Origin of the sequence: Serratia rubidaea (genome assembly GCF_016026735.1) — a bacterium.
GTDB classification, from domain to species: domain Bacteria; phylum Pseudomonadota; class Gammaproteobacteria; order Enterobacterales; family Enterobacteriaceae; genus Serratia_B; species Serratia_B rubidaea.
The window spans coordinates 3,990,718-4,013,830 of sequence record NZ_CP065640.1 but is presented as its reverse complement, the minus strand read 5'-3'; the positions used below and the strand labels follow the sequence as shown (position 1 = coordinate 4,013,830).

Genomic DNA, 23,113 nt, shown 5'->3' with positions numbered 1-23,113 from the left:
AATGTATACGGGTGAGGCAGGCGGCCGCCATGCCGCAGAACTAAACGGGGCTTTAGCCGGCGTAAAGGGTCGCCCCCGGCCAACTGCCGGCATCGACCAGCTGGCGCATGACTTTGCTGAGCACCACGCGGGCGGCGAGGCCCGCCGGCGGAAGTTCATCATCGGAAAGGCTGACTAAAAAGTTGGGACGGCTCAGTATCGGATTCTGGATACCGATCACCCTCAGCGCGTCCTTATCCAGCAGGGAAATGGCCGCGCCGGGCTGGATCGTTGCGCCCACGCCCTCGCGCACCGCGCGCATCAGCAGGGCCAGTCCGTCAATTTCCGTCACGATATCGAGATTGAGCGCGTGCGTGCTGCAGATCTCCTGCAGAATGCCGCGCAGACCGTGCCCTTTGCTCGGCATAATCAGCGGAATGCCGGCGAGCCGGCCGGGAACGATTTGATCGCCGGGAATCTGTGCCAGCAGGGCATGAGCGCCGATTAAGAACAGCCGCTCCTCCAGCACGGGCCTGGCGCTCCAGCGCATGATTTTATCCGGCTGAAAGACCACGGCTAAATCAATCTGACGGGTATTGATCATGCGCTCAAGGTTGCCGGAAAGGCTCTCCACAATATGCAGACGCACGTCGGGATAGTTTTCACGCATGGCGTTAATAAACGGAATGCCGAGAACAGAGGCGGTGCTGGAAGAAAACCCCACGCTGACGTGGCCGGAAAGTCGCGCTTCCCGGGCGGCGAGAACCGCGTCGTCGGCATGACGCAGCGACAGCTGCGCCTGCGAATAAAAGGCCAGGCCGGCGCTGGTCGGCGTGACCCCGCGCGAGGTGCGTTGCAACAGACGGGTGGCGAGCTCATTTTCCAGGCGCGTCATCTGCTGGCTCAGTGCGGAGACGCCGATATTCAGATCCTGTGCGGCGTTACCCATACTGCCGGTTTCAACAATGCGTACGAAGTAGCGCAGCTGACGAAGCTCCATCCGACTCTCCCGATAAGCGTAGCGATAATCTGTCGGCCAACCCGCAGCCGCATTTTGGCGGTTATCTTACACAGAACCTGAAGGTGTCGTCATCCGGGGTTGGCGATATGTGACGTAGTTGTGTTTATCAGCAGGTAGCGGCTGTGAATATCGATATTTTTCTGGTTTGCAAGTGGATATTTATATAAAACAAAATCTATCAACCCAGCCTCGTGAATTTAATTGCGACTACGTTTAACCTAATAATGTAAATATAACGACGTAATATAAATCTGGTTTATTTTAATTTTTTAACAGTTATGTGGACTCATCCCGAAAAATAGCTTATATGAATTGGGGGTGTGAAATAATGGTTTTTCAAGGTGTGTTTATGATTAATGATGCATTTATAAAATTCAATGATATAGAAGGTGAGCTACAGAACTCAACTTGCAAAGATAACATTGAGCTACTGCGCTGGGAGTGGACTGTTGGTCAGATGCCATCTGCTAACTTAGGCAGTAGCGGTGGTACAGGGAAATTAGCCGTCGAGGGCCTTTATTTTGAACGCCACATCGATAAGTTCAGCCCGAAACTGCTTAGGCACTGTTTGCTGGGGGAATGTATTCCTGAGGCTGTTATTACCATAAGAAAGTCAGGTGGTTCGCCACTTGAATATTTTCGCATTACACTTCAAAACGTCATTATCATCGGTGTTCAGCCTGTCGGTTACCGTACTATGCGCGCACCCAGAGAGGAAGTGGGGTTATCTTTTTCTAGGATCAATATGGATTATGTAATACAAAGTGAAAAAGGGATTTTCATGGGTTTATCTTCCATGGGATATGATATTGAAGCCAATATTATAACTTGAGCCATTATGAGATAAAGAAAGGAACGGAATGTTATTTATAGATAAAAATGGCATGATAGATGCTGAACGTATTATCGTCAGAAGATTCAGAATGATAGAGCGAAGAAGACTGGAGAAGGTGAATGGAATTGTTGTACACCAGACCGGCGGATCCACTGCTGATAGTTCTTTTAATAGTTATAAAAACCCAGGGGCAAACGGGGCTCATTTTTTGATAGATAAAGATGGTTTGATTTATCAAACTGCTTCCGTTTTTAAGATCACCAATCATGTTGGAAATATAAGGTCCAGATGTTACATGGAAAGTAAATGCAACCCTTCAGAATTCTCAGCAGTAAAGCCATTATTGAATAAATATAGGCAGCTTTCCCGTTTGGAACAAAAGAAACCGTACCCGGAAAGGTATCCTGCCAACTTTGATTCTCTGGGGATTGAGATTGTCGGCAGGCCTGTTTCCGGCGAAGGTGAAAATGCAATTTATGAAAAGGTAAATCATAAACAAAATAGTGCATTGAAATGGTTATTAGCTGAACTCGCTGATACATTAAACATATCAATGTCTGAAGTATTCAGACATCCGGAAATATCGTATAAAGTTAAAACAGAAGCGAGCACGGCACAATGGTAAAATGTTTAATATTTATAATCTTACTGACAGGCATTATGCATTCCGTTGCGGCTGGTCATATTCCACTCAGGAAAATCACCGAGGTGAAGGTTGATGAAGTTGGGAAAAGCGAAGATACATCGGAAAATGTGAGGAAAGGGTGCCAAACGTTCAACATCACGGTTGCGGAAGTAAAGGATTTTTTCTCAAAATCATATCCTGTTCCGTTAATGTTCAATGCTCATGAGCGCTACTCTCCTTGTTATGCACAAGGAACGATTGCGTTTAGCGACAATACGCAGGGTAAGTGGAAAATATCTTCCAGTGGTGGGGGAACGCTAGTATGGGATACCGGTGATGTAGTCACGTTATTTTATAACGATTATAAATGGGTCGATCCTTTTGCTGACACCTATACCGTTGAAGATGAATCGCTGACAGAATGAAACGTCCGCCAGGTAACCTGCAAGCTGCCCGGGTTATTTGTCACCGTTACAAACTGTCCCGCAGCCGTGTGATGCGGTCATCCAATACAAGGCAGCTACGCACACTGACGGCGCCTCAGGGCCGATACCTATGGCAGGATCGCCGTTGGAACGTCTAACCTATTTTGTTACCCCCTTTGCATTGGAATAAAAATTTCATCAAATCATAGCGGCGATTACGCCAAATGTGATGCTGCCGTTTAGCAAACCAGCCGTAACGTCTGCTGCCATGAGAGAGTCCTCATGTGGCCCACCAAAATAAATATGACCGCCATCAAAGAATGTAATTTTCATTATTGTTAACAATGAAATTAACGTTCAGTATCGGGCGAATTTACTCGACAGAGTGAACGGCATAACGGCCGCAGGTAAAAACACGCTACGCGCTTTGTGATGGCCTTCTGCTGTGTGGCGTTGCCGAAAGTTTGCGTTACTTACAGTTCGTCGGTTTTAAACAGGAGACAACCGTATGATTAATGGCGTTAAACCACTAGACAGATCGCTGCGTTGGGGCATGGTGGGCGGCGGCGGCACCAGCCAGATTGGCTATATTCACCGCAGCACCGCGCTGCGCGACAACACCTTTACGCTGCTGGCCGGCGCGTTCGATATTGACGCATCGCGCGGGCGTGCGTTTGGCGAAAGCCTGGGCGTGGCGGCGGAGCGCTGCTATGCGGATTATCAGGCGATGTTTGCGGCGGAGGCGGCGCGGGAGGACGGCATTGAGGCGGTGTCCATCGCCACGCCTAACAACACGCACTACGCCATCTGCCGCGCGGCGCTGGAGGCTGGCCTGCACGTGGTGTGTGAGAAGCCGCTGTGTTTCAGCAGCCAGGAGGCGGAAGAGCTGGCCGCGCTGAGCCGCCGGCAGAATAAAATTATCGGTGTCACTTACGGTTACGCCGGCCATCAGCTGATTTTGCAGGCGCGGCAGATGATCGCCGCAGGGCAGCTCGGCGAAATCCGTATCGTCAATATGCAGTTTTGCCACGGTTTTCACGCCCAGCCGGTCGAGCAGGACAACCCCAGCACCCGCTGGCGCGTTGACCCGCGTTTTGTCGGCCCCAGCTACGTGTTGGGCGATCTGGCGACCCACACCTTATTCCTGGCGGAGACCATGGCGCCGGCGCTGAAGATTAAACGCCTGATGTGCGCCCGCCAGAGCTTTGTCAAAAGCCGCGCGCCGCTGGAGGATAACGCCCATGTGCTGATGGAGTTTGATAATGGCGCCGTCGGTACGCTGTGGTGCTCGGCGGTTAACAGCGGGTCAATGCACGGGCAGAAAATCCGCATCGTCGGCGAAAAGGCCAGCCTGGAGTGGTGGGATGAGCAGCCCAACCAGCTGCGCTTTGAAGTGCAGGGCGAGCCGGTGCGCATTCTCGAGCGCGGCATGGGCTATCTGGATGCGCAGGCGCTGCAGGACGATCGCATTGGCGGCGGCCATACGGAAGGGCTGTTTGAAGCCTGGTCGAATCTGTACCGTCGCTTTGCCATCGCCATGGACGCCAGCGACCGCCGCGATGAAGCGCTGTTGAAAGACTTCTGGTATCCCGACGTGCACGCCGGAGTGCTGGGAGTGCGCTGGGTGGAGCACTGTGTCCGCTCGGCGGATAACGGCGCTGGCTGGGTGGAATTTAGTTAGCAGGCCGGCGCAAACGGCGACAGGGAGGTTGCCGTTTCTATTGAATCACGATGGCCTGAAAGAAACATTGGGTTAATCGATCCGGTATATGCAACGCATGCGCCCAGCGGGTAACGGTGCGCTGCTCTTGTGCTTCCACCATGCCGCCCCAGACATCGACAAATTTATGCTCGTTAAAGAAAAACACGCCGGGGTCGGCGATCTCCGTAGTGGCAAACACGGCCAGCCATTTATCTTCAGCCAGCACTTTGGTGATGCCGATCGTTGCCAGCTGCACCTTTTCCGTCAGCGCCCCCTGAACCAACTGCTGATAAGTCTGCCGGTTATCGGCGTTAATCGCGCTTTCCAGCGGTGCGCAGTCGGTGGCGGCGGAAGTCATTTTGATAAATAGCAGGAGCGGGAGGGCAAACGCCAGCGCTGTTTTTCTCATCTGCGGGCCTCGTAGTATGTGGTGGCCAATAGAACAGGCGGGATCGGGTAAAGGGGACATCACCGCGTAAACGCGCTGCGGCGCAGGGTACGGCAGCGACTGCAGGGCTATTTTTTCTTTCTTGCTTCCCGGTCCATCGCGCGCTGCGCATCGTCATCCTCGCGTTCGTCTTGCTTCATCATGCAGTTGGCATAGGCATCGGTCCCGCGGGTAAAGCCGTAGCCGTCACAGACTTTTTGGTGATATTCCCGCGTCATGGCATCAAGCTCTTCATTGAGCCCGCAGCCGGATAACAGCACGACAGCCGCCGTAAACAATACTGCTCGCATGTGATTCCCCCGTGTTTTACCTTGAGACGTTTAATCATAGGTAAGGCTTTGGCGTTGCGCCAACCCGGGGCGGAGATGCCGTGCCGGAAGGGTGCCGGGCATCGGCGCTGGCAGGGCGAACGGTTGCGCATCCCTGCGCCCCGCGTTTACTTCAGTTTAAAGCCGCGCTCTTCCAGCGTGCTGCGCAGATGCTGGCGTCCATCCATATAGGCCATACTGGTTGCGGAGCTCTGTACGGCCTGCTTCCAGGTTTTTCCTTTCATTCCCTGCGCGTTGCGGAACGCCAGGAACGTCTCTTCGTAATGCTGCACGTTCTCGTCAAGATTCGCGGCATCGTAGCGGTTATGGTGCGCGACCACCTGTTGCGCCAGGCGCGGGCGAATACTGCCTGCGTCTGCGGCGTCCGGCCAGCCGACCACCAGACCGCAGACGACATAGCTGTGTTCCGGCAAGTTGATCAGCGCCGCCAGCTCTTTGGCTTTGTTGCGGGTTGCGCCGATATACACGGTGCCCAGCCCGATCGACTCCGCGGCGATCGTCGCGTTTTGCGCCGCCAGCGCGGCGTCTACCGTGCCTATTACCAGTGCGTCCAGATAGTCGTGCGCCTCGGGCGTCAGGCCGTCGGCGGTGGTCATGGTGTGATTGCGCGACAGGTCGGCCACCCACAGCAGGATGGCCGGCGCTTCATCAATGTAGCCGTTGGCCAGCCCGTCGGCGCCGGAGGAGAGTTTCCGCACCTGGGCTTTCAACTGCGGGTCGGTCACCGCCACTACGCTCCATTGCTGAAGGTTAGAGGAGGTGGAGGCGGACTGCGCGGCGGCGACCAGAGTTGCAAACCAGTGCTCCGGCAGCGGCTGCGCCGTAAAGCGTCGGACTGAGCGGTGGCTCAACAGGTTTTCAATCTGCGGATTCCAGATGATTTCCGCTGGCTTGTGTTGTTCGCCGTAGCGTTCGCTAAGCAGTGTATCTTTTATTGATGCGTCAGACATCGTTACTCCTGTCACGTCGGTGGTGGCACTCCGCTAATGGAATGACCGTTCAAAAATTAATGAAAAAGAATGGCCCGCAGGCCATAACTTTTGATAATTACAGGTTGTTCAGCAGTGCGACAATCGCCCGTTGCTGGCAGTCCGGCTGATGGACAATCCGGCCGAACGCGCGAAAACCAAAGTAGGCGCACATAAAGGCCATGGCCATTTCCGCCGCGTCCTTGTGGGCGGGGAACTCGCCGCTGGTAATTCCCTGCTGAAACAGCGCAGCGAACATGTCTTCCAGGCGTTTGATATAGGCGCGGCTTAACTGTTGGACCCGATCGTCCTTCGCCGCTCTTTCCAGCGGGGAGAAGATCGCCATACAGCCGTTTCTCTCCACGTCGCCGAGATCGATTTCGGTGCCTTTTTGCAGCAGCGTATGCAGGCGTTGCTTGACGGTGCCGGCAGACGAAAAGATTGACTGATGAAAATCAATACTTTCCTGGTGATAGCTCTCCAGCGCCTTATGATACAGCTGTTCTTTGCTGCCAAAGGCGGCGTAGAGGCTGCCGCGCCCCAGCCCGGTGCATTCAACCAGCATCTGGGCGGAGGTTGCCTCAAAGCCGTTTTGCCAGAAAGCCTCCCTCGCTGCCTGAATGACCTCCTGGTCATCAAATTCACGCGGTCTGCCAGCCATACTTCTCTCCTGCATTAACGATGCGGATCAGTAAACCATTATTGAACGTCCGTTACAATATGGGTTTTTATACATTGGGTGAATCTATCAGTGGGGCGCGTCAGCCATCGGTTGAACCGCTGACCGTTTCCCAGGCGTTGATCTCCGCCTGCATTCGCTGCAGCTTTTCTCTCACCAGCGTTACGGCATCGCTGCCCAGCAGCAGCGCTGTCGGTGGGGCCGGGCTGTCAATCAGCTGCAAAATGGCGTCGGCCGCCTTGCGCGGATCGCCGGGTTGATGGCCGCTGCGCGTCATCCGCGCTTCCCGGATCGGCCCGAAACTGTCATCGTAATCACTGATGCTGCGTGCGGCACGCACCATGGAGCGGCCGGCCCAGTCGGTACGGAACGAGCCGGGCTGAACGGCCGTCACGGCAATATTAAACGGCTTCAGCTCCTGCGTTAAGGTTTCCGAAATCCCCTGCAGGGCAAACTTGCTGCCGCAGTAGTAGCTGATGCCGGGCATGGTGATAAATCCGCCCATCGAGGTAATGTTAACAATATGGCCCGCGCGCCGCGCCCGGAAGTAGGGCAGAAACGCTTTCATCAACGCGACGGCGCCAAAGACGTTGACGTTAAACTGCTGCACCATTTCATCGATGGACGACTCTTCCATTATGCCCTCATGGCCGTAGCCGGCGTTATTCACCAGCACATCGACGGCGCCGACCTCGTGCTCAACCGCGGCAACCAGCGGCGGGATGGCGCTAAAATCCGTAACGTCCAGGGTCCGGCCGAAGCTGCGGCCGGGCGACAGGGCTTCGAACGCCGCTTTGGCCGGTTGATTTCTTACTGTGCCGACTACCCGGTGCCCGGCCAGAAGCGCCTGTTCCGCCAGCGCGCGGCCAAAACCGCTGCTGACGCCGGTGATAAAAAATAGCTTGGCTGGTTTCATGATATTTCCTCCGTTATGTGGAGCAGGCAGCATACGGCGGGCAGGCGACGACGCGTAGCCCGGATCCTCTCGGTGTTTTGCCTATTCCTATGAGTCGGCTGGACGCGACAGGGCTGCGGTGGCACACTGAAAATCTTCCCCACGGTTAGCGCAGGTGCTATGACACAGACATCCTCATCGGTTCGTCAGCAGATGGTGACGCTGCTGGATCGCCTGACGCCGCACGAAGGCTACAGCCTGACCGCGTTGCCCGACGTCCGTTTTTTACGATCCAACCGCCCGCTGCTGCGTACGCCGGTGCTGTATGAACCGGGAATTGTGATTGTGGTGCAGGGCAGCAAGCGCGGCTTTCTCGGTAATGATGTCTATTTGTATGATGCGCAGCACTATCTGATGGTTTCGGTGCCGGTACCGTTCACTATGGAAACGGACGCCAGCGCGGCGGAGCCGATGCTGGCAATCTATATCCGGCTGGATTTCAATCTGGCCGCCGATCTGATGCTGGCGTTGGATGGCCGCGGAGTGAGCGACGTCGATGCCCCGCGCAGTATGGTATCAAGCCGGATGGATGAGCCGCTCAGCCATTCCGTGCTGCGTTTCCTGCAGATTATGGCCTCGCCGCTGGATGCCGAGGTGTTAGGGCCATCGATGCTGCGGGAGCTTTATTACCGGGTGCTGACCGGCGAGCAGGGGCCGGTGCTGAGAAGTGCGCTCGCGCTGCAGGGCCAGTTCGGCAAGGTGGCGAAAGCCCTGCGTAAACTGCATGCCGAGTATCCTTCGCATCTGGATGTGGCCGCACTGGCGCGCGAGGCGGGCATGAGCGTGCCGACCTTCCACAGCCACTTTAAAACCGTCACCAACACCTCGCCGATGCAATACCTGAAATCGACGCGGCTGCATCAGGCGCGGTTACTGATGCTGCGCAATAATCTTACCGTTTCGGCCGCCGGCGTCCGGGTGGGCTATGAGAGCGTCTCGCAATTCAGCCGTGAGTTTAAGCGCCTGTTCGGGCTGACGCCGCTGCAAGAGGTGGAACGGATGAAACGCACCTTCGCCATACCCGCGCCGGTAACGCCTTTAGCATTTGTCTCTTCGCACTGAGCGGGATGTCTTATCCCTGGCCGTGCCAGCGGTTCCAGGCCAGAATCAGCAGCCAGGCGGCCGCCAGCCAGCATATCACCGCGGCGGTCAGCGCCGTCGGCAGTTTGACATAGCCCAGCAGAATATAGAGTGAAACCAGATAGGCCATATAGGGGAACACCGCCCACATGCCAAACAGGATGGTGGTGCGTAAATCTTCCAGGGAACGTTCGGTGCCGACAATATAGTGGGCGATCAGCGCGAAGGTAGGAAACAGGGGAACCAGACCGGCAATATAGTAGTTGCGTGATTTGGATAACACGCCGATCAGAATAACCACCAACGCACCGATTAACGCCTTGATTCCCAGCCCCATATCGCACCTTTGTAAGCTTTAAGCTACTGATTTGGTTATGTTGGCACGTCTGCTGGTCTTTTGCACGTGCAAAGTGGGGGGCGTTTTTGGCAATGGGGATTTGCAGGGCGGGTAGATGCGGGGCATATTACAGTATTGGGGCCCGGTCCCCGAAAGTCATACAAGGATGATGATGCAAATTCATGTAGGTCGCGCAACGTTACTTTTTGCCTCTGTTTTTCTGCTGGCAGGTTGTCCAGGAACCGGTGATCGGTTAACGCCTGACGAGACAGCCATGGCGAGTAACAGCGGGGAAGGCGTGTGTTTCCATGTTCCGGACAGCAAAAATTACCAGCCATCCTTGATTGCCATCAATCCCCGGGATACACCGCCGCAGCGGTTATCGGTGGTTGATGCCCCCGATTTAACGATAAACAACGGTATGTTGTGCATTCCCCCTGGCTTTTACTCTTTTCCGTCAGCAGGACAGTTTATCGTGCGCTATATACTCACCTCGCCGACGGATAGCGAATCACCAAGAAGCGTGGTGGCCGGTATTGAGTTATCGGACGGGCAGATTAAAAATATACCGCTCTCTGACGCAGAGATAACGCGTTGATGCATTATCCCCGCCGGTTCGCATTGTGAGATCGATATCATCTGACAGATAGCGGCAAACTCACTGCTAACTGTCAGATTAGACGTAAGCGCATCGCGATTAAGCGAGGATGCCGTGGGGATCCAGCACGTATTTCGCCGCCACGCCGGCATCAAAGCTGGCATAACCTTCGGCGGCGCTTTCCAGCGGAATCACCTTGGCATTGACAATCTTGGCGATGGGCAGACGGTCATGCAAGATCGCATTCATCAGCTGCCGGTTATAGCGTAATACCGGCGTCTGCCCGGTATGGAAGGTCTGCGCCTTGGACCAGCCGAGGCCAAACTTCAGGCTCAGCGAACCTTCGCGCGCGGCCTGCTCATGGGCGCCCGGGTCATCGGTGACGTACAGCCCCGGGATGCCGATATTGCCGGCCACGCGGGTGATATCCATCATGCTGTTTAATACCACCGCGGGCTGTTCTTTGCCCGAGTGCCCCTTGGCTTCAAAACCGACCGCATCAATGGCCGAGTCAACTTCCGGTACGCCAACCACCTCGGCGATCATCTCGCCAAGCCGATCGTGTTTGCCTAAATCGATCGGCACAAAGCCCATTCTTTCGGCATGCGCCAGACGCTCTTTATTGAAGTCGCCAACCATCACTACCGCAGAACCCAGGATCTGCGCGGAGGCCGCGGCCGCCAGGCCTACGGGACCGGCGCCGGCAACATAGGTGACAGAACCGACGCCCACGCCGGCGGTGATCGCGCCGTGGAAGCCGGTCGGCAGGATATCTGACAGCATGGTCAGATCGAGAATTTTCGCCAGCGCCTGGTCTCTGTCGGGGAATTTCAGCAGGTTGAAATCGGCATATGGCACCATCACGTACTTGGCCTGCCCGCCGACCCAGCCGCCCATATCCACATAGCCGAAGGCGCCGCCCGCGCGCGCCGGGTTAACGGTCAGGCACACGCCGGTATCCAGCTCACGGCAGCAGCGGCAGCGGCCGCACGCCACGTTGAAGGGGACGGAGACGATATCGCCGACGTTAAGCATCTCGACGTCGGAGCCTTTCTCTATGATTTCCCCGGTGATTTCATGCCCCAGCACCATGCCGGCCGGTGCGGTGGTGCGGCCGCGGACCATATGCTGGTCGGAACCGCAAATGTTGGTAGACAGGACTTTAAGAATGACGGCGTGGTCGATTTTTTTGCCCGATGGGCTGACGAATTTTGGTTCATCAATATCCATCACTTCCACTTTGCCCGGCCCCTGGTATACAACGCCTCTGTTTGATGAGTGTCCCATAGTTGCTCCGTATCATGCTGTAAGATGTCTATCTCTGAAGCAGAGCGAGCACTAAGTACCGCGATAGCGCACGGGTTCTGCACGCCCAGTCTAGGGGAAGGCTGGGGTAGCCACTGATCTGATAACGACATAGGTAATTCTTATAACCCGTCTGATCGCGACATCGGGGAAAAAGCATAGGGTATGGCTGCGCGTCGGCAGTGGCTATGGACGGTGCTGACAGATGAAAGCCGAGCATAAAAAAAGAGAATTGCCCATTTAAAACCCTAATAAAGGAGAAATGAATAGAGCAATTCTGAAGGAGGGACGGTACGTGATTATAATTTAATATGATACGGTACGAATAAAATATAAATCGGATAAAAACGACATATCAATATCTGAAAGCGACCAGCGATATGATGTGTTTTTAAACTAAACTACTCGCTATCGATAGATAATCATCAATAAAAACAAAATCAATCGGTTAGTTTCTGCATGCCATTAAATCGAGCGTTCCCTCCCTGTAAATGAAAATCCTATGACGCGGTTAACCCATTTTATTCAGTGGGTTAGGCGTTGATCCTGTCAGGTGAAATGCTGCTGCGCCGCGTATTATCCCGGTTATGTTGAACACGGAATAACTTTATGCAACTCTGTCCGGGTAGCTATATCCTGGCTGTGCTATTTATCCGTAACGGGATTAACATCTGGCCGCCGGTTTTAAAAATAGAATTATTTACGCAATAAACATGCATGGGGAAACCATTCCTCTGTGATGTTAACCCACGTCTGGTCAGAACATTCAAGCAGGGGGAAGATGTCTATGAATAATATAGCGCCCGTTTCGACAGCCACGCTGCGTAAGGTAACGACGGCGGCGGCGATCGGTAATTTTGTCGAGTGGTTTGATTTTGCCGTTTACGGTTTTCTGGCGACGATTATCGCACAACAATTTTTCGCGTCAGATCTGCCGCAGGCGGCATTGCTACAGACGTTCGCCGTCTTTGCCGTGGCTTTTGCCCTGCGCCCGCTGGGCGGGGTGATCTTTGGCGTGCTGGGGGATAAGCTTGGCCGCAAGCGTATTTTGTCGTTGACCGTGCTACTGATGGCGGGATCGACCACGATCATTGGTCTGCTGCCTACCTATGCCAGTATCGGCGTGCTGGCGCCGCTGCTGCTGACGTTAACCCGCTGCATTCAGGGCTTTTCCGCCGGCGGTGAATATGCCGGGGCCTGCGCCTATGTGATGGAGCATTCCCCCAATCATAAACGCGCCTGGTACGGCAGCTTTATCACGGTTTCTACCTTTTCCGCCTTTGCGGCGGCAGCGACGATCACTTATCTGCTGGATGCCGGCCTGAGTTCGCAGCAGATGAGCAGTTGGGGCTGGCGTATTCCTTTCCTGGTGGCGGCGCCGCTTGGCCTGGTTGGGGTTTATCTGCGGCTGCGTATGGAAGAGACGCCGGCGTTTCGCGAGGCGCTGGCTGAATCCGCCAGTGCGCATGCGCCATTAAGCGAAACGTTACGCCAGCAGGCGGGCAACATCCTGCGGTTGGGAGCGTTTATCTCTCTGACGGCGCTGTCGTTTTATATGTTCACCACCTATTTCTCCACCTTTTTGCAGCTGGAAGGGCACTTCAGCCGCGCTTCCGCGCTGCTGGTTTCCACCGTTGCGCTGCTGTTTGCCGCCGGGATGTGCCCGCCGGTCGGGGCGTTGTGCGACTGGATAGGGAGGAGAAAAACCATCGCCCTGGCGGGCGTCTGGGTGATACTGAGCGTCTATCCTGCCTGGCAGTTGGCCAGTTCAGGCCAGCTGTGGGCGGCGATTCTCGGCGATTTGCTGTTGGCGACCGGGGCGGTATTGTCCGGCGTGGTGACCGCGGCGCTGCTCTCGGAAGTGTTTCCTACCCGCGCGCGCTATACCGCCTCCGCCATCACCTACAATCTGGCCTATACGATCTTTGGCGGAACGGCGCCGCTGGTGGCGACCTGGCTGATCGATTACACCGGCAGCAGCGTTGCCCCGGCATTTTACCTGGCGCTGGTGGCGTTGCTGGCGTTGGCTGGTGGCCTGGCGCTGCCGGAAACTTCGCGCATCTCGTTAAACGGTGAACAAGATAAAACGCCGGCGCGGGCCGGCTTCAGCGCCTTGAAAGCAGGGGGAGATAACTAGACGTTTCGTCGGTGTGTCTAACGCTTGCAAAGGATCCCGGCTCCGCTTCAGGGGCTGCCTATTCGGATAATGATTTATTTGTTGCGGGACTGTAAAATGCCACGGTAACGGTAATTATATTAAACGGATAGGCATCCCCCGGGACGGAGGAAATACATTGAGATTACGTAAAAAATTAAGTTTTGCATTGATTGCTTGCTCTTTGACATCTCTCATCAGCGGGTGTGATAACACAAGCACGCAACAAACGGACAATGTATCCAGAGAGCATTATCCGGCCCAGGTGGCTTTAGCCTCAATGGGTGAGACGTTTCAGGACAGTGTGACCAACTTAAGCGTCACTCAGCACGTGAACCGTGGAGAATCGCCTGATAAAGCGCAGGTCACCATTGAAGAGTCAGGCTTGTTGGATGATTCTGTCTATGCGGAAAAAACCGTTTTTACCATGAGTTATCAGGACGATAAATGGCAAATAGTGAGTCAGGTAAAAACGCAGCAATGCAGGCCTGAACGAGGGCATCAAGATTTTTCAGAGAAGCCATGTAACTAAGTTGCCTCTATAACCCTAAATACCACTGGATGATGGTAAATGCTCAAAAGTGATAACGTAATGCCACGTGCCTACAAACAGGTGGACGTATTTACCACCTCGCCACTGCAGGGTAACCCTCTGGCGGTGATCCTCGAGGCCGAAGGCCTGAATGATGCGCAGATGCTGGCGTTAGCGCGCTGGACCAACCTTTCAGAAACGACGTTTGTGTTCAAACCGACCCATCCGGATGCAGACTACCGAGTGCGCATTTTTACCCCTGAAAAAGAGTTACCTTTTGCCGGACACCCGACGCTGGGCACGGCCCATGCCTTGTTGGAGAGCGGGTTAGAGACCCAACGGCCGGGGGTGATTATGCAGGAATGCGGCGTTGGTCTGGTGGCGGTGAATATTATGCCGGAAGGCACGCTGGCGTTTGCCGCACCGGAGGTTACGCTGCGTGCGTTGACGGTTGAGGAACGGCAGCAGCTGACGGCCGATTTTCAGCCGGCGGTGATAGCCACAGATATTATGCCGGTGGTTGCCGATATGGGCATTCGCTGGCTGATGGTGCGTATGCCCGATGCGCAATCCTGCCTGGCGATAACGCCGGATCAGCCGATGATTAAGCAGATGCAAATTGACCATCAGGTTGACGGCGTGGTGGTTTATGGCGCTTATCCATCCGGCGATCCGGCGGATTATGAAATACGGGCGTTTCTGGTTGAGTGGGATAAGTTGGTTGAGGATCCGGTTACCGGCAGCGCCAATGCGTGTCTGGCGCGTTTGCTGCAGGCCAATCACTTTCCCGACGGCGGTGTGACGGAGCAGGGCTATCAGGTGCGGCAAGGCACCCAACTGCACCGGGCAGGCCGGGTCAGCGTGCGTTTTATTGACGGCGAGCCGTGGATCGGTGGCCAGAGCTGCACGTTGATTGAGGGTTTGCTGCGTATTTAGCCGTTGGCGAAATCTGCCAGAGCGCGAATTGATGGAAAATTTCACGTAACGCGCTCAAAAAAGAAGGGCGTTTTGATCCATTTCTCCGGGCTGACGTTGACCAATCACCGGAGATCCCGCGGCATTTGCCGGCGACGCGTCGTAATGCGCGTGTCGTCGGCGAATTGCTGTGAAAATTACAGATGTGATGGTTCGTTTAGGCTGAAGGACAGACTGAATCAGTTCCTCACCTGCTGCCGTAGGTGTGACGCTCTTGGTCGTGCGATTAAGCAGGCGAACCCCGAGCCGGGTTTCCAGTCCCTTCAAGGCATGACTAAGCGCTGACGCACTGACACCTAACTCAATCGCCGCACGGCTGAAACTGCGATGACGTGCAATAGCCATGAAATAAATGAGATCGGCAACATCAGCTCTGCTTATTTGCATACAGAATAGTTTTCCTTGTGTGTTAAGGTCCGAATGGTCAGTTTACAGTTTGTGTTTATCGGCCTGAAATTTCCTGATGGTTGTCAGAAACTATACCGGGCTGTCTGTTGATAAGGGAATGATATATACCATAGACCGATTAGGGCCATCCGTTGCTGAATTTTTTTCACAAGTCCATCCATTCATATCCTCTCACTGAACATGCTGTGCTTCGTTATTCTTGAAAATTATGCGCTCTGGCCGTCGGTCAGGGCGGAACTCTCACATAACGGAGCCGTTTATGAACTATACGCATCTTGGCCGCACCGGTCTGAAAGTCAGCCAGCTTTGTCTCGGAACCATGAATTTTGGTGACGTCACCGACGAGAAAACCAGCGCCCGCATTCTGGATGAAGCGCTTGAGGCGGGTATAAATTTCATTGATACAGCCGACGTATACGGTACTGAACAATCACCCGATATCCAGCAAGGTTCAGGCCTGTCCGAAGAGATCATTGGTCGCTGGCTTCAGCAGGGTGGCCGGCGTGACCGTATCGTTCTGGCGACGAAGGTCTATCAGCCCATGGGACCTGGTCCGAACGATCGCCGTCTTTCTGCTTATCATATTCGCAAGGCCTGCGAGGACAGTTTGCGACGGCTTAAGACCGATCACATTGACGTCTATCAGATGCATCACATCGATCGTCATACGCCATGGGAAGAGGTCTGGCAGGCCATGGAACTCCTCGTTCAACAGGGAAAAGTTCTTTATATCGGTAGCAGTAATTTCGCCGGCTGGGACATTGCAACTGCGCAGTCAGTTGCCACGGCCCGCCATTTCCTTGGCCTGGTGGCCGAGCAAAGTCTTTACAATCTGACGGCCCGCACCGTTGAACTGGAGCTCATTCCCGCATGCCGTCATTTTGGCCTGGGGCTGATTCCCTGGAGCCCACTAGCCGGAGGGTTGCTTGGCGGCGTATTGAAAAAGATGGCAAGCGGGCGCCGTGCAAGGCCTGCATTTGCCCGTCAAGTTGAACAATACCGTTCGCAGCTGGAAGCCTACGAAGGATTATGTGAGGACCTCGGCGAAACCCCTTCCGATGTGGCGCTTGCGTGGCTCCTACAGAATCCTGTCGTTACCGCTCCACTTATCGGGCCTCGTACTGTTGAACAGCTGAAAGAGGCGCTTCACGCAACAACAATAACGCTATCAGACGACACCATAAGCTGTCTCGAAGAGATCTGGCCTGGGCCCGGGGGGGAAGCACCACAGGCTTATGCCTGGTAATTGCTAAATTAATGAATCCTTACCACGTCATATGGAGTTCCAGTTTATGAGCAAGATGATGCATGACAAGCATTCTGCAGCCGAACCCGCTTCCCAGGATCGTCGTAATTTTCTTATTGCCGGAGCCGGTTTGGCGTTGGCCACAGCCACCCTTGGCAGGAGCGGTGCAGTTATGGCGAAACCGGCTGGTCAGGACACGTCGAACAGTCCTTCGGATGCTGTTCCAGTCCAGAAGGAAACCTTAACCACGCGTAAACTCGGCTCGCTGGAGGTTTCCAGCATGGGACTAGGGTGTCTGCCTATGGTGGGGTATTACGGCGGTGGTCCGCGCGATCGTAAAGCAATGGTTTCGCTCATCCGGGCAGCCTTCGAACAAGGTATCACGTTCTTTGATACAGCCGAGGTGTATGGCCCCCATCTCAGTGAAGAATTTGTCGGGGAAGCACTGGCTCCCATTCGCGATCGTGTGGTGATTGCCACTAAGTTCGGTTTCGGCGTGGAGGAAGGTAAGCCGACATCCCTTAACAGCCGCCCTGACCATATCCGCCGTGCCGTAGAGGGCTCGCTAAAGCGTCTGAAAACGGACCACATCGATCTTCTTTATCAGCATCGCCCCGATCCGAACGTGCCGATCGAGGATGTGGCGGAAACCGTGAAGGCGCTGATCCAGGAGGGTAAAGTGAAACACTGGGGGCTGTCGGAAGCGGGTGCAAGGACAATCCGGCGCGCGCATGCGGTGCTCCCTGTGACAGCTGTACAGAGTGAGTATGCCATGTGGTGGCGTGAACCGGAGACGCGGATATTTCCAACGCTCGAAGAGCTGGGTATTGGCTTCGTACCTTACTGCCCGACCGCCCGCAGTTTCCTTGCCGGGGCAGTCAATCCAAGCCAGCGGTTTGACAGCACAGATCGGCGGCATAACCTGCCACGCTTCCAGCCTGATGCTCTCGCCAAAAACATGGCGCTGTTTGAATTTGCGCAGTCGTGGGCCCGTCGCAAAAACACCACTCCGGTTCAGTTCGCACTGGCCTGGGTTATGGCACAACGACCATGGATTGTCCCCATCCCGGGTACTACGCAGTATCCGCACTTAATAGAGAATATCGGTGCACCGAAAGTTCAGTTGACGGACAGCGAACTACGCGAAATCGATGCGGCGCTTGCCAAGATCCCATTGCAGGGCGGTCGCGCAGATCCGTTTACCGAAAGTCAGTTTGATAAAAGTTAAATGGTGATTGCCACCTTCATACATACTGTCACCAGGGGACTGTAGGCGCAGTCTCCCACTGTGTTATTGCAGGGGATAAACCGTATACCGTCTGGCGATCCGACCAGGAAGCCACGAGTTGTTCATTGTCACCAACAGCGGGACCGAACCTGGTGGAGCGATGATTTTTCTTTCGGCTGCATTCGCGCCGGTACCGCTTATTTTTTCACATCAGTGACCTAAAATAAGTGGCTTGGGAGACCCGGCAATGCCGGGCCAGGGTAGGGTATTAACGGTTCTGTATTGCTGACGGCGGCGTGAGTGAAGGCGGCGTATCCGGAAGCGGGGGAATGATACCGTCAACGGGGTGCGGCAGATAGAGTGCCTCGAGTTCCGTGATTTCTGCTGCGCTAAGTGAAAAGTCCAGCGCGCTGATAGCCGTAGAAAGATGCTCTGGTTTCGTCGCGCCGATGATCGGTGCTGTGATGACCGTTTTTGATAACAACCAGGCAATGGCAACATGGGCTCTTGGCACATCGTGCTTTTCGGCAATTCTGGCAACAACATCAATAACGGGTTTATCCAGAAGGGCTGCGTTTTCATACATTTTTAACGCAAAGGCATCGTTTTTCGTTCGTCGGGACATGATACTCCAGTCGCGGGTGAGCCTGCCGCGTGCCATCGGGCTCCAGGGGATTACACCAACGCCCTGGTCTTCACAAAGTGGCAGCATCTCGCGCTCTTCTTCACGGTAAAGCAGGTTGTATTGCGGTTGCATCGTAATAAATCGGGTCCAGCCGTTACGCTCAGCAGTATGCTGCATTTTTGCAAAGCGCCAGGCTTCCATAGAAGATGCGCCGATATAACGTACTTTTCCTGCTTTAACGAGGTCATGCAGAGCCTCCATGGTCTCTTCAACAGGCGTAGTGTGGTCAAAGCGGTGAATCTGAAAGAGATCCACATAATCCATACCTAAGCGCATCAGGCTATCGTCAATAGATTGAAAAATGGCCTTGCGGGAAAGAAACCCGGTATTGGGTGAGTTACGCCACGGAAAGAAGGTTTTTGTCGCCACAACGATCTCGTCGCGTCTGGCCATTTCTTTCAGCGCCTTCCCTGTGATCTCTTCAGAACTTCCGCCCGAGTAGATATTCGCGGTATCAAAAAAATTAATGCCAGCTTCAAGCGCCTGACGAATGAGCGGACGTGACGACTTTTCATCCAGGGACCAGGGTTGAGGCAGACGTTTAGGTTCACCATAGCTCATACAACCGAGACAAAGACGGGAGACTTGCAAACCGCTACGACCCAGATTCACATACTTCATTCTGTGTTCCTTCTTATTTGCCAGTAATTCTGTATGTGACAGGTTATTGCACTGGCATGAAGGGAACCAGCATGTGCGATCGAATGGTGTTGTGAGTTTTTTTCACAAATAGTCGTAATCGACTGTGGATTTTACATAGAAGGACAGAATCGCTTGAAATGATACTGCTTGAGTCGACGGTGCCCGGAAGCCAAGATGAGCAGCGCAATAACGTAATGGATAGAGAAGGGGCAAACAGGTTGTCACATCCATTAGTATTCACTGGCCAGGCACATCAAGTAGAGCGAGAGAGAACGTGAACTAATGGTCCCACGAACATCATTTAACATAATATACATTATGCGCACCAAGGTAACGATGCGCGGAATCTAAGGCTTTGGGCTTTGCTATGGGCTTTATGTGAATCATCCGCGCTTTTGCCACTGCCATCCTGCGGACTCATTTTTTGCCTGTTGACTGGATCGATGCCAACAGCTCAACGATATTCTGCGGATAAACAGTCTCTCTGGTTGTTTTGAGTTCTTGTTCACTCCACCAGTGATGCGCGCTGATAATCTGCTGTTCATCGTGGTTCCGGTTATCACCGTTGATCTCCTGATGACCCATCACGCGCACGACGAAAAACTTTTCTTCAGCTTTCACCGTTTCACCACTCGGTAACGTCATGACAAAATCTCGCTGTGCTACGCTTGCGCCTATCTCGTCACACACAATGCCGGTTTCTTCCTGTAGTTCTCTGATGGCGGCTTGTTCAAATGACTCTCCGTGTTCAACGCCGCCGCCTGGCGTTGCCCAGTATGAACGTCCTGCCAGCGCATCGGCATCATGCGTAAACTTAAACAGCAAAACATAGCCTGACGAATTGATAACAAAAAGCCTGGCTGCCGGCCGTGATCGCATCCTTCCTCCCGATCGCGCTACGTGAAATCTGAGAGCCATTGGCTATCCTAGTCCTGCAGATTTCACCAAAACGCGCCATTTTTGGTGTTGTTTTTGCTTGGTTCTGCCAGTTGATCATCTTATCCAGACCAGATAATAATGCTGGAAAGTAACTCTATGCCATAAGACTCATTATGGTGATCGGACATTGTTTATCAAGGAAGGATATGCTTATTTAACGAAGCTACCCATAATAAATCATACAGATACCCTATGGGATATCCGATCGGTGCGTTTATCGGGCTGGTTTTTATCCTCGCAAGCTTAATCTGTCTCAACAGCGCCATGTTCGTTAAGACAATGGCATTCTATTTACATAACCGCGTGTGGCGTCGGCAGCTCAAACTGCAGCAATTACCTAAACGGAAATAATGGCTGCTGTTTCACGGGCCAGAGACAAATCGGGATGCCCTTTGGCATCCCGCGATGAGTTTTAAACCGACCCTTCTTTTTCGATCACCAGGATGCGCGCCTCTCCCTGCGGATGCGCCACGTGCTCGCATCCGACATCGGCATAGAAGATATCGCCGGCATTAAGCAGCACCTTTCTGATCTCGCCTTGCTGTTTGTAATGCATCTCGACGCTGCCGTCCATCACGGCAAAAACCTCTTGTCCGTCATTGATATGCCATTTATAGGGCCGATCGGTCCAATGCAGGCGTACCGTCGTACCATCTAAATTGGCAATATTGAGCGCTCCCCAGGCCCGATCTGCAACGAACTCTTTACTGACGAATGTCTTCATAAACCATCCAGGCTGATTTATCGATTAAAACGGCGCTGTCTACTTTACTCCCTGCGCGCAGCGATTGGTATCAGGCAGTGTCTGAGCAGACCACCGTTTGGGCAACCTTTCATTCGCCATCAAAATCCCTCTATGATTTAACATAATACCTCCTGCATCATACCTATTTGTGACGCTGTCACATAAATATATCCAGTATCCCCTCCGCCAGATCAAATTCTTGCGTGATTTACCCGCCAATTTGGTCGTTTTGATCTACGTTTAAAGCGAGCGCCGATAAGGTCAGTGAATTATCTACGTGACACTGTAACACTTACCTATGCCCTCGGGCACGACACACTTTCACCACGAGAGGAAAACGCCATGATGAACCGATGGATTTTATCCGCCGCCCTGCTGCTGCCCGCCTTTGGCGCGACGGCGGGCGCTTACGACAGCCTGGCCTTTGCGCTGAATCAGCAAACGTTGATTAACGATCTGCGTGCGCACTGCCAAATCGCCAAAGAGGTGCCGGACGAGAAGATAAAATCGGTCTTTACCAACAGCAAAGAAAACCACGAGGCGCTCATCGCCACTGCCAGCGCGCTGAAGAACCACCAGCAAGAGCAGTATCAGCAGCAGCTGCAGCGTATTCGCTGCCCGGACTTTACCCGGCAGTAAACTCAGTGTGACCAGCGGTTACGTCCGGCCTGCTTGGCGCGGTACAGCGCCGCGTCGGCCTCGGCGAGCGTCTGCTGCGGCGTCTGCCGCCCGTCGGTGGCGGCAACGCCCAGGCTGACGCTGACAAAACGGCCGATCGCCGAGGCGGCGTGGGGCAAAGCCGCCTCCTCTATCCGGACGCGGACGCGTTCGGCAACCTGCGCCGCCTGCTGTGCATCGGCATGCGCCAATACCAGCGTAAACTCTTCGCCGCCGTAGCGGGCAACCAAATCTTCCGGCGTTCTGACCGCCGTCGCCAGCAGCCCGGCGACCTTGGTCAGGCAGGCGTCCCCCGCCTGATGACCATAGCGATCGTTGTAATGCTTAAAGAAATCGACATCGACCATGATCAGCGCCAAAGGAACCTGAACTGCGTGCAGACTGGCAAGATGAGACTCCAGCGCCCTTCTGTTGGCCAGCCCGGTTAACGGGTCCTGCAGCGTCAACGTCTCCAAACGGGCAATCAGCTGCCGGTTTTCCTGATGCCTGGCCCAGGCCTCATCGAACCAGCGCAGCAGGATCCGGCGGCCGTAAATCACGATGGCGGTGAAGATCAGCCATATGGCGGCAAAATGGAGGTTTATCCCGTGGTTGAGATGCACGCTGGCCAGCGGCATGGTCAACCATAGCGGCGTCAGGAACAGCGCCAGTCCCGACAGGTAAAAATAGAGCGACGCCATACCGGTCAGCATTAAAATACATACCAGCGGCCAGGCGAACGGCAGGCGCCAATAAGCGACAAATCCATAGCTGCTGACGGCCCAGCACACTCCCAGCAGCGGCAGCAGCAGTAAGGCGCAGCGGCGCACATAGCGGCCGCTGCTATCGCGACGGGAAACGCCCCACAAAATCAGTGACGCCGTCACCACCAGCAGCATCACACCATCCATCAGTAAAGGGATAACGGCGTTGATATGCAGCGCGGCGTCAAAACCGGGGAACAGCAGATTACGCAATGCCACCAGCATGGCGAAGGCGATATTGACGGACGCCAGCCAGGGAAGACTGGCGCCTATCGCCTGGTTAACCATATCGCGCCGGTTTGCCCAGTGCGACGATGCGGCCAGCGTACGCCGACATTGTTCCATTTTATTCATAGACGCAGACGACTCCTGAATGGTGGCCTGCTGTCATAGTAGTGCAAAATGCGCCTGCCGGCGTCAGCGTCCGTTACGTTCAGGACAAACGTTGCTCCAGCCGCTGGTAAATCAGCATGCCGGCCACCATCGCCAGCACGAAAACCAGCCCTTTGACTGCCCCCGCGCCCAGCAGCACCAGCCCCGGCCCCGGGCAGATCCCCGCCAGGCCCCAACCGATGCCGAACAGCGCCGCCCCGCCGATCAGCCGTTTATCAATCTGCGTGGCGACGGGCAGCACCATTTTCTCGCCATAGCGCGGCCGATGACGCCGTTGCGCCATGCGGAAGGCGAAAAAGCTGACGCCGATCGCCCCGCCCATCACCAGAGCCAGCGATGGATCCCAAACGCGGGTGACGTCCAGAAAAGCGAGGACTTTTTGCGGGTTGGCCAGTCCGCTGACGATCAGGCCCAGACCGAACAGCAGACCGGCAAGCAGTGAGAAGACAATGTGCATA

General features: G+C 54.5%; 25 protein-coding genes and 2 pseudogenes. 13 read left to right on the top strand and 14 right to left on the bottom strand.

Annotation, left to right across the window (positions count from 1 at the left end; all coding sequences use genetic code 11):
• Window positions 1–52 precede the first annotated feature (52 nt).
• Entirely contained in the window at window positions 53–979 is a 927-nt protein-coding gene (gene tcuR, locus I6G83_RS18840) for a tricarballylate utilization LysR family transcriptional regulator TcuR (protein WP_054305675.1), read from the bottom strand.
• Between the two features lie 370 nt (window positions 980–1,349).
• Between tcuR and I6G83_RS18835 the strand changes: the two genes are divergently transcribed.
• The 4 genes from I6G83_RS18835 (at window position 1,350) to I6G83_RS18820 (ending at window position 4,566) form a co-directional block, all read left to right on the top strand.
• The gene (locus I6G83_RS18835) at window positions 1,350–1,832 is read left to right on the top strand and encodes an Hcp family type VI secretion system effector (protein ID WP_054305701.1); all 483 of its coding nucleotides are present in this window, start codon (window positions 1,350–1,352) and stop codon (window positions 1,830–1,832) included.
• Window positions 1,833–1,860: 28 nt separating this feature from the next.
• Entirely contained in the window at window positions 1,861–2,460 is a 600-nt protein-coding gene (locus tag I6G83_RS18830; RefSeq protein WP_072186095.1) for a peptidoglycan recognition protein family protein, read from the top strand.
• A gap of 83 nt (window positions 2,461–2,543) precedes the next feature.
• Window positions 2,544–2,885 (top strand): hypothetical protein, encoded by a 342-nt coding sequence (locus tag I6G83_RS18825; RefSeq protein ID WP_225365588.1) that lies wholly within the window; start codon window positions 2,544–2,546, stop codon window positions 2,883–2,885.
• 508 nt (window positions 2,886–3,393) lie between these two features.
• Window positions 3,394–4,566: a Gfo/Idh/MocA family protein gene (locus I6G83_RS18820; RefSeq protein ID WP_054305677.1), complete on the top strand. Its 1,173-nt coding sequence runs from the start codon at window positions 3,394–3,396 to the stop codon at window positions 4,564–4,566.
• Window positions 4,567–4,603: 37 nt separating this feature from the next.
• Here I6G83_RS18820 and I6G83_RS18815 read toward each other — a convergent pair whose 3' ends face one another.
• The 5 genes from I6G83_RS18815 to I6G83_RS18795 form a co-directional block, all read right to left on the bottom strand.
• Window positions 4,604–4,996: a hypothetical protein gene (locus tag I6G83_RS18815; RefSeq protein ID WP_054305678.1), complete on the bottom strand. Its 393-nt coding sequence runs from the start codon at window positions 4,994–4,996 to the stop codon at window positions 4,604–4,606.
• A gap of 107 nt (window positions 4,997–5,103) precedes the next feature.
• Entirely contained in the window at window positions 5,104–5,325 is a 222-nt protein-coding gene (locus I6G83_RS18810) for a hypothetical protein (RefSeq protein ID WP_138111542.1), read from the bottom strand.
• Between the two features lie 146 nt (window positions 5,326–5,471).
• Window positions 5,472–6,314: a nitroreductase family protein gene (locus tag I6G83_RS18805; RefSeq protein WP_054305680.1), complete on the bottom strand. Its 843-nt coding sequence runs from the start codon at window positions 6,312–6,314 to the stop codon at window positions 5,472–5,474.
• Window positions 6,315–6,411: 97 nt separating this feature from the next.
• Window positions 6,412–6,993 carry a TetR/AcrR family transcriptional regulator gene (locus tag I6G83_RS18800; protein WP_054305681.1) on the bottom strand — a complete coding sequence of 194 codons (582 nt, stop codon included), beginning with the start codon at window positions 6,991–6,993 and terminating at the stop codon, window positions 6,412–6,414.
• 100 nt (window positions 6,994–7,093) lie between these two features.
• Window positions 7,094–7,927 (bottom strand): oxidoreductase, encoded by an 834-nt coding sequence (locus I6G83_RS18795; protein WP_054305682.1) that lies wholly within the window; start codon window positions 7,925–7,927, stop codon window positions 7,094–7,096.
• 159 nt (window positions 7,928–8,086) lie between these two features.
• On the opposite strand from I6G83_RS18795, the gene I6G83_RS18790 reads away from it, so the two are divergent.
• Entirely contained in the window at window positions 8,087–9,028 is a 942-nt protein-coding gene (locus tag I6G83_RS18790) for an AraC family transcriptional regulator (RefSeq protein WP_054305683.1), read from the top strand.
• A gap of 10 nt (window positions 9,029–9,038) precedes the next feature.
• Here the strand turns inward: I6G83_RS18790 and I6G83_RS18785 are convergent, their stop codons facing one another.
• A complete protein-coding gene (locus tag I6G83_RS18785) occupies window positions 9,039–9,383 on the bottom strand; it encodes a GlpM family protein (RefSeq protein WP_015672411.1) in 345 nt (114 codons plus the stop codon).
• A 166-nt stretch (window positions 9,384–9,549) separates the two neighbouring features.
• Between I6G83_RS18785 and I6G83_RS18780 the strand changes: the two genes are divergently transcribed.
• Window positions 9,550–9,981 carry a putative T6SS immunity periplasmic lipoprotein gene (locus I6G83_RS18780; protein ID WP_082394652.1) on the top strand — a complete coding sequence of 144 codons (432 nt, stop codon included), beginning with the start codon at window positions 9,550–9,552 and terminating at the stop codon, window positions 9,979–9,981.
• 99 nt (window positions 9,982–10,080) lie between these two features.
• On the opposite strand, the gene fdhA is transcribed toward I6G83_RS18780, so the two are convergent.
• Window positions 10,081–11,268 carry a formaldehyde dehydrogenase, glutathione-independent gene (gene fdhA / locus I6G83_RS18775; RefSeq protein ID WP_015672408.1) on the bottom strand — a complete coding sequence of 396 codons (1,188 nt, stop codon included), beginning with the start codon at window positions 11,266–11,268 and terminating at the stop codon, window positions 10,081–10,083.
• 805 nt (window positions 11,269–12,073) lie between these two features.
• On the opposite strand from fdhA, the gene I6G83_RS18770 reads away from it, so the two are divergent.
• The 3 genes from I6G83_RS18770 (at window position 12,074) to I6G83_RS18760 (ending at window position 14,909) form a co-directional block, all read left to right on the top strand.
• Complete coding sequence (locus I6G83_RS18770; RefSeq protein WP_054305702.1) at window positions 12,074–13,423, top strand: MFS transporter; 1,350 nt, start codon at window positions 12,074–12,076, stop codon at window positions 13,421–13,423.
• 157 nt (window positions 13,424–13,580) lie between these two features.
• Window positions 13,581–13,973 carry a hypothetical protein gene (locus I6G83_RS18765; RefSeq protein WP_225365589.1) on the top strand — a complete coding sequence of 131 codons (393 nt, stop codon included), beginning with the start codon at window positions 13,581–13,583 and terminating at the stop codon, window positions 13,971–13,973.
• A gap of 39 nt (window positions 13,974–14,012) precedes the next feature.
• Window positions 14,013–14,909 carry a PhzF family phenazine biosynthesis protein gene (locus I6G83_RS18760; RefSeq protein ID WP_054305684.1) on the top strand — a complete coding sequence of 299 codons (897 nt, stop codon included), beginning with the start codon at window positions 14,013–14,015 and terminating at the stop codon, window positions 14,907–14,909.
• Between the two features lie 185 nt (window positions 14,910–15,094).
• Here I6G83_RS18760 and I6G83_RS18755 read toward each other — a convergent pair.
• Window positions 15,095–15,335: pseudogene (locus I6G83_RS18755) on the bottom strand (LysR family transcriptional regulator); the annotation flags it as partial.
• Between the two features lie 280 nt (window positions 15,336–15,615).
• On the opposite strand from I6G83_RS18755, the gene I6G83_RS18750 reads away from it, so the two are divergent.
• From I6G83_RS18750 to I6G83_RS18740, 3 genes and pseudogenes are all read left to right on the top strand, one after another.
• The gene (locus I6G83_RS18750) at window positions 15,616–16,602 is read left to right on the top strand and encodes an aldo/keto reductase (RefSeq protein ID WP_054305686.1); all 987 of its coding nucleotides are present in this window, start codon (window positions 15,616–15,618) and stop codon (window positions 16,600–16,602) included.
• A gap of 280 nt (window positions 16,603–16,882) precedes the next feature.
• Window positions 16,883–17,830, top strand: a complete 948-nt coding sequence (locus tag I6G83_RS18745; RefSeq protein ID WP_197910551.1) for an aldo/keto reductase — start codon at window positions 16,883–16,885, stop codon at window positions 17,828–17,830.
• A gap of 91 nt (window positions 17,831–17,921) precedes the next feature.
• Window positions 17,922–18,047, top strand: a pseudogene (locus I6G83_RS18740) (SMP-30/gluconolactonase/LRE family protein); the annotation flags it as partial.
• 51 nt (window positions 18,048–18,098) lie between these two features.
• On the opposite strand, the gene I6G83_RS18735 reads toward I6G83_RS18740, so the two are convergent.
• The 3 genes from I6G83_RS18735 to I6G83_RS18725 all read right to left on the bottom strand — a co-directional run bounded on the left by I6G83_RS18735 (window position 18,099) and on the right by I6G83_RS18725 (window position 20,820).
• Window positions 18,099–19,136, bottom strand: coding sequence for an aldo/keto reductase (locus I6G83_RS18735; protein ID WP_054305687.1), 1,038 nt, complete (start codon window positions 19,134–19,136; stop codon window positions 18,099–18,101).
• A 438-nt stretch (window positions 19,137–19,574) separates the two neighbouring features.
• A complete protein-coding gene (locus tag I6G83_RS18730) occupies window positions 19,575–20,036 on the bottom strand; it encodes an NUDIX hydrolase (RefSeq protein ID WP_054305688.1) in 462 nt (153 codons plus the stop codon).
• Window positions 20,037–20,508: 472 nt separating this feature from the next.
• Entirely contained in the window at window positions 20,509–20,820 is a 312-nt protein-coding gene (locus tag I6G83_RS18725) for a cupin domain-containing protein (protein ID WP_054305689.1), read from the bottom strand.
• A 363-nt stretch (window positions 20,821–21,183) separates the two neighbouring features.
• On the opposite strand from I6G83_RS18725, the gene I6G83_RS18720 reads away from it, so the two are divergent.
• Window positions 21,184–21,480 (top strand): YicS family protein, encoded by a 297-nt coding sequence (locus tag I6G83_RS18720; protein ID WP_054305690.1) that lies wholly within the window; start codon window positions 21,184–21,186, stop codon window positions 21,478–21,480.
• A gap of 2 nt (window positions 21,481–21,482) precedes the next feature.
• On the opposite strand, the gene I6G83_RS18715 is transcribed toward I6G83_RS18720, so the two are convergent.
• Both I6G83_RS18715 and I6G83_RS18710 read right to left on the bottom strand, forming a co-directional pair.
• Window positions 21,483–22,616, bottom strand: a complete 1,134-nt coding sequence (locus tag I6G83_RS18715) for a GGDEF domain-containing protein (RefSeq protein ID WP_054305691.1) — start codon at window positions 22,614–22,616, stop codon at window positions 21,483–21,485.
• Between the two features lie 79 nt (window positions 22,617–22,695).
• Window positions 22,696–23,112 carry a DUF6691 family protein gene (locus tag I6G83_RS18710; protein WP_054305692.1) on the bottom strand — a complete coding sequence of 139 codons (417 nt, stop codon included), beginning with the start codon at window positions 23,110–23,112 and terminating at the stop codon, window positions 22,696–22,698.
• Window position 23,113 lies beyond the last annotated feature (1 nt).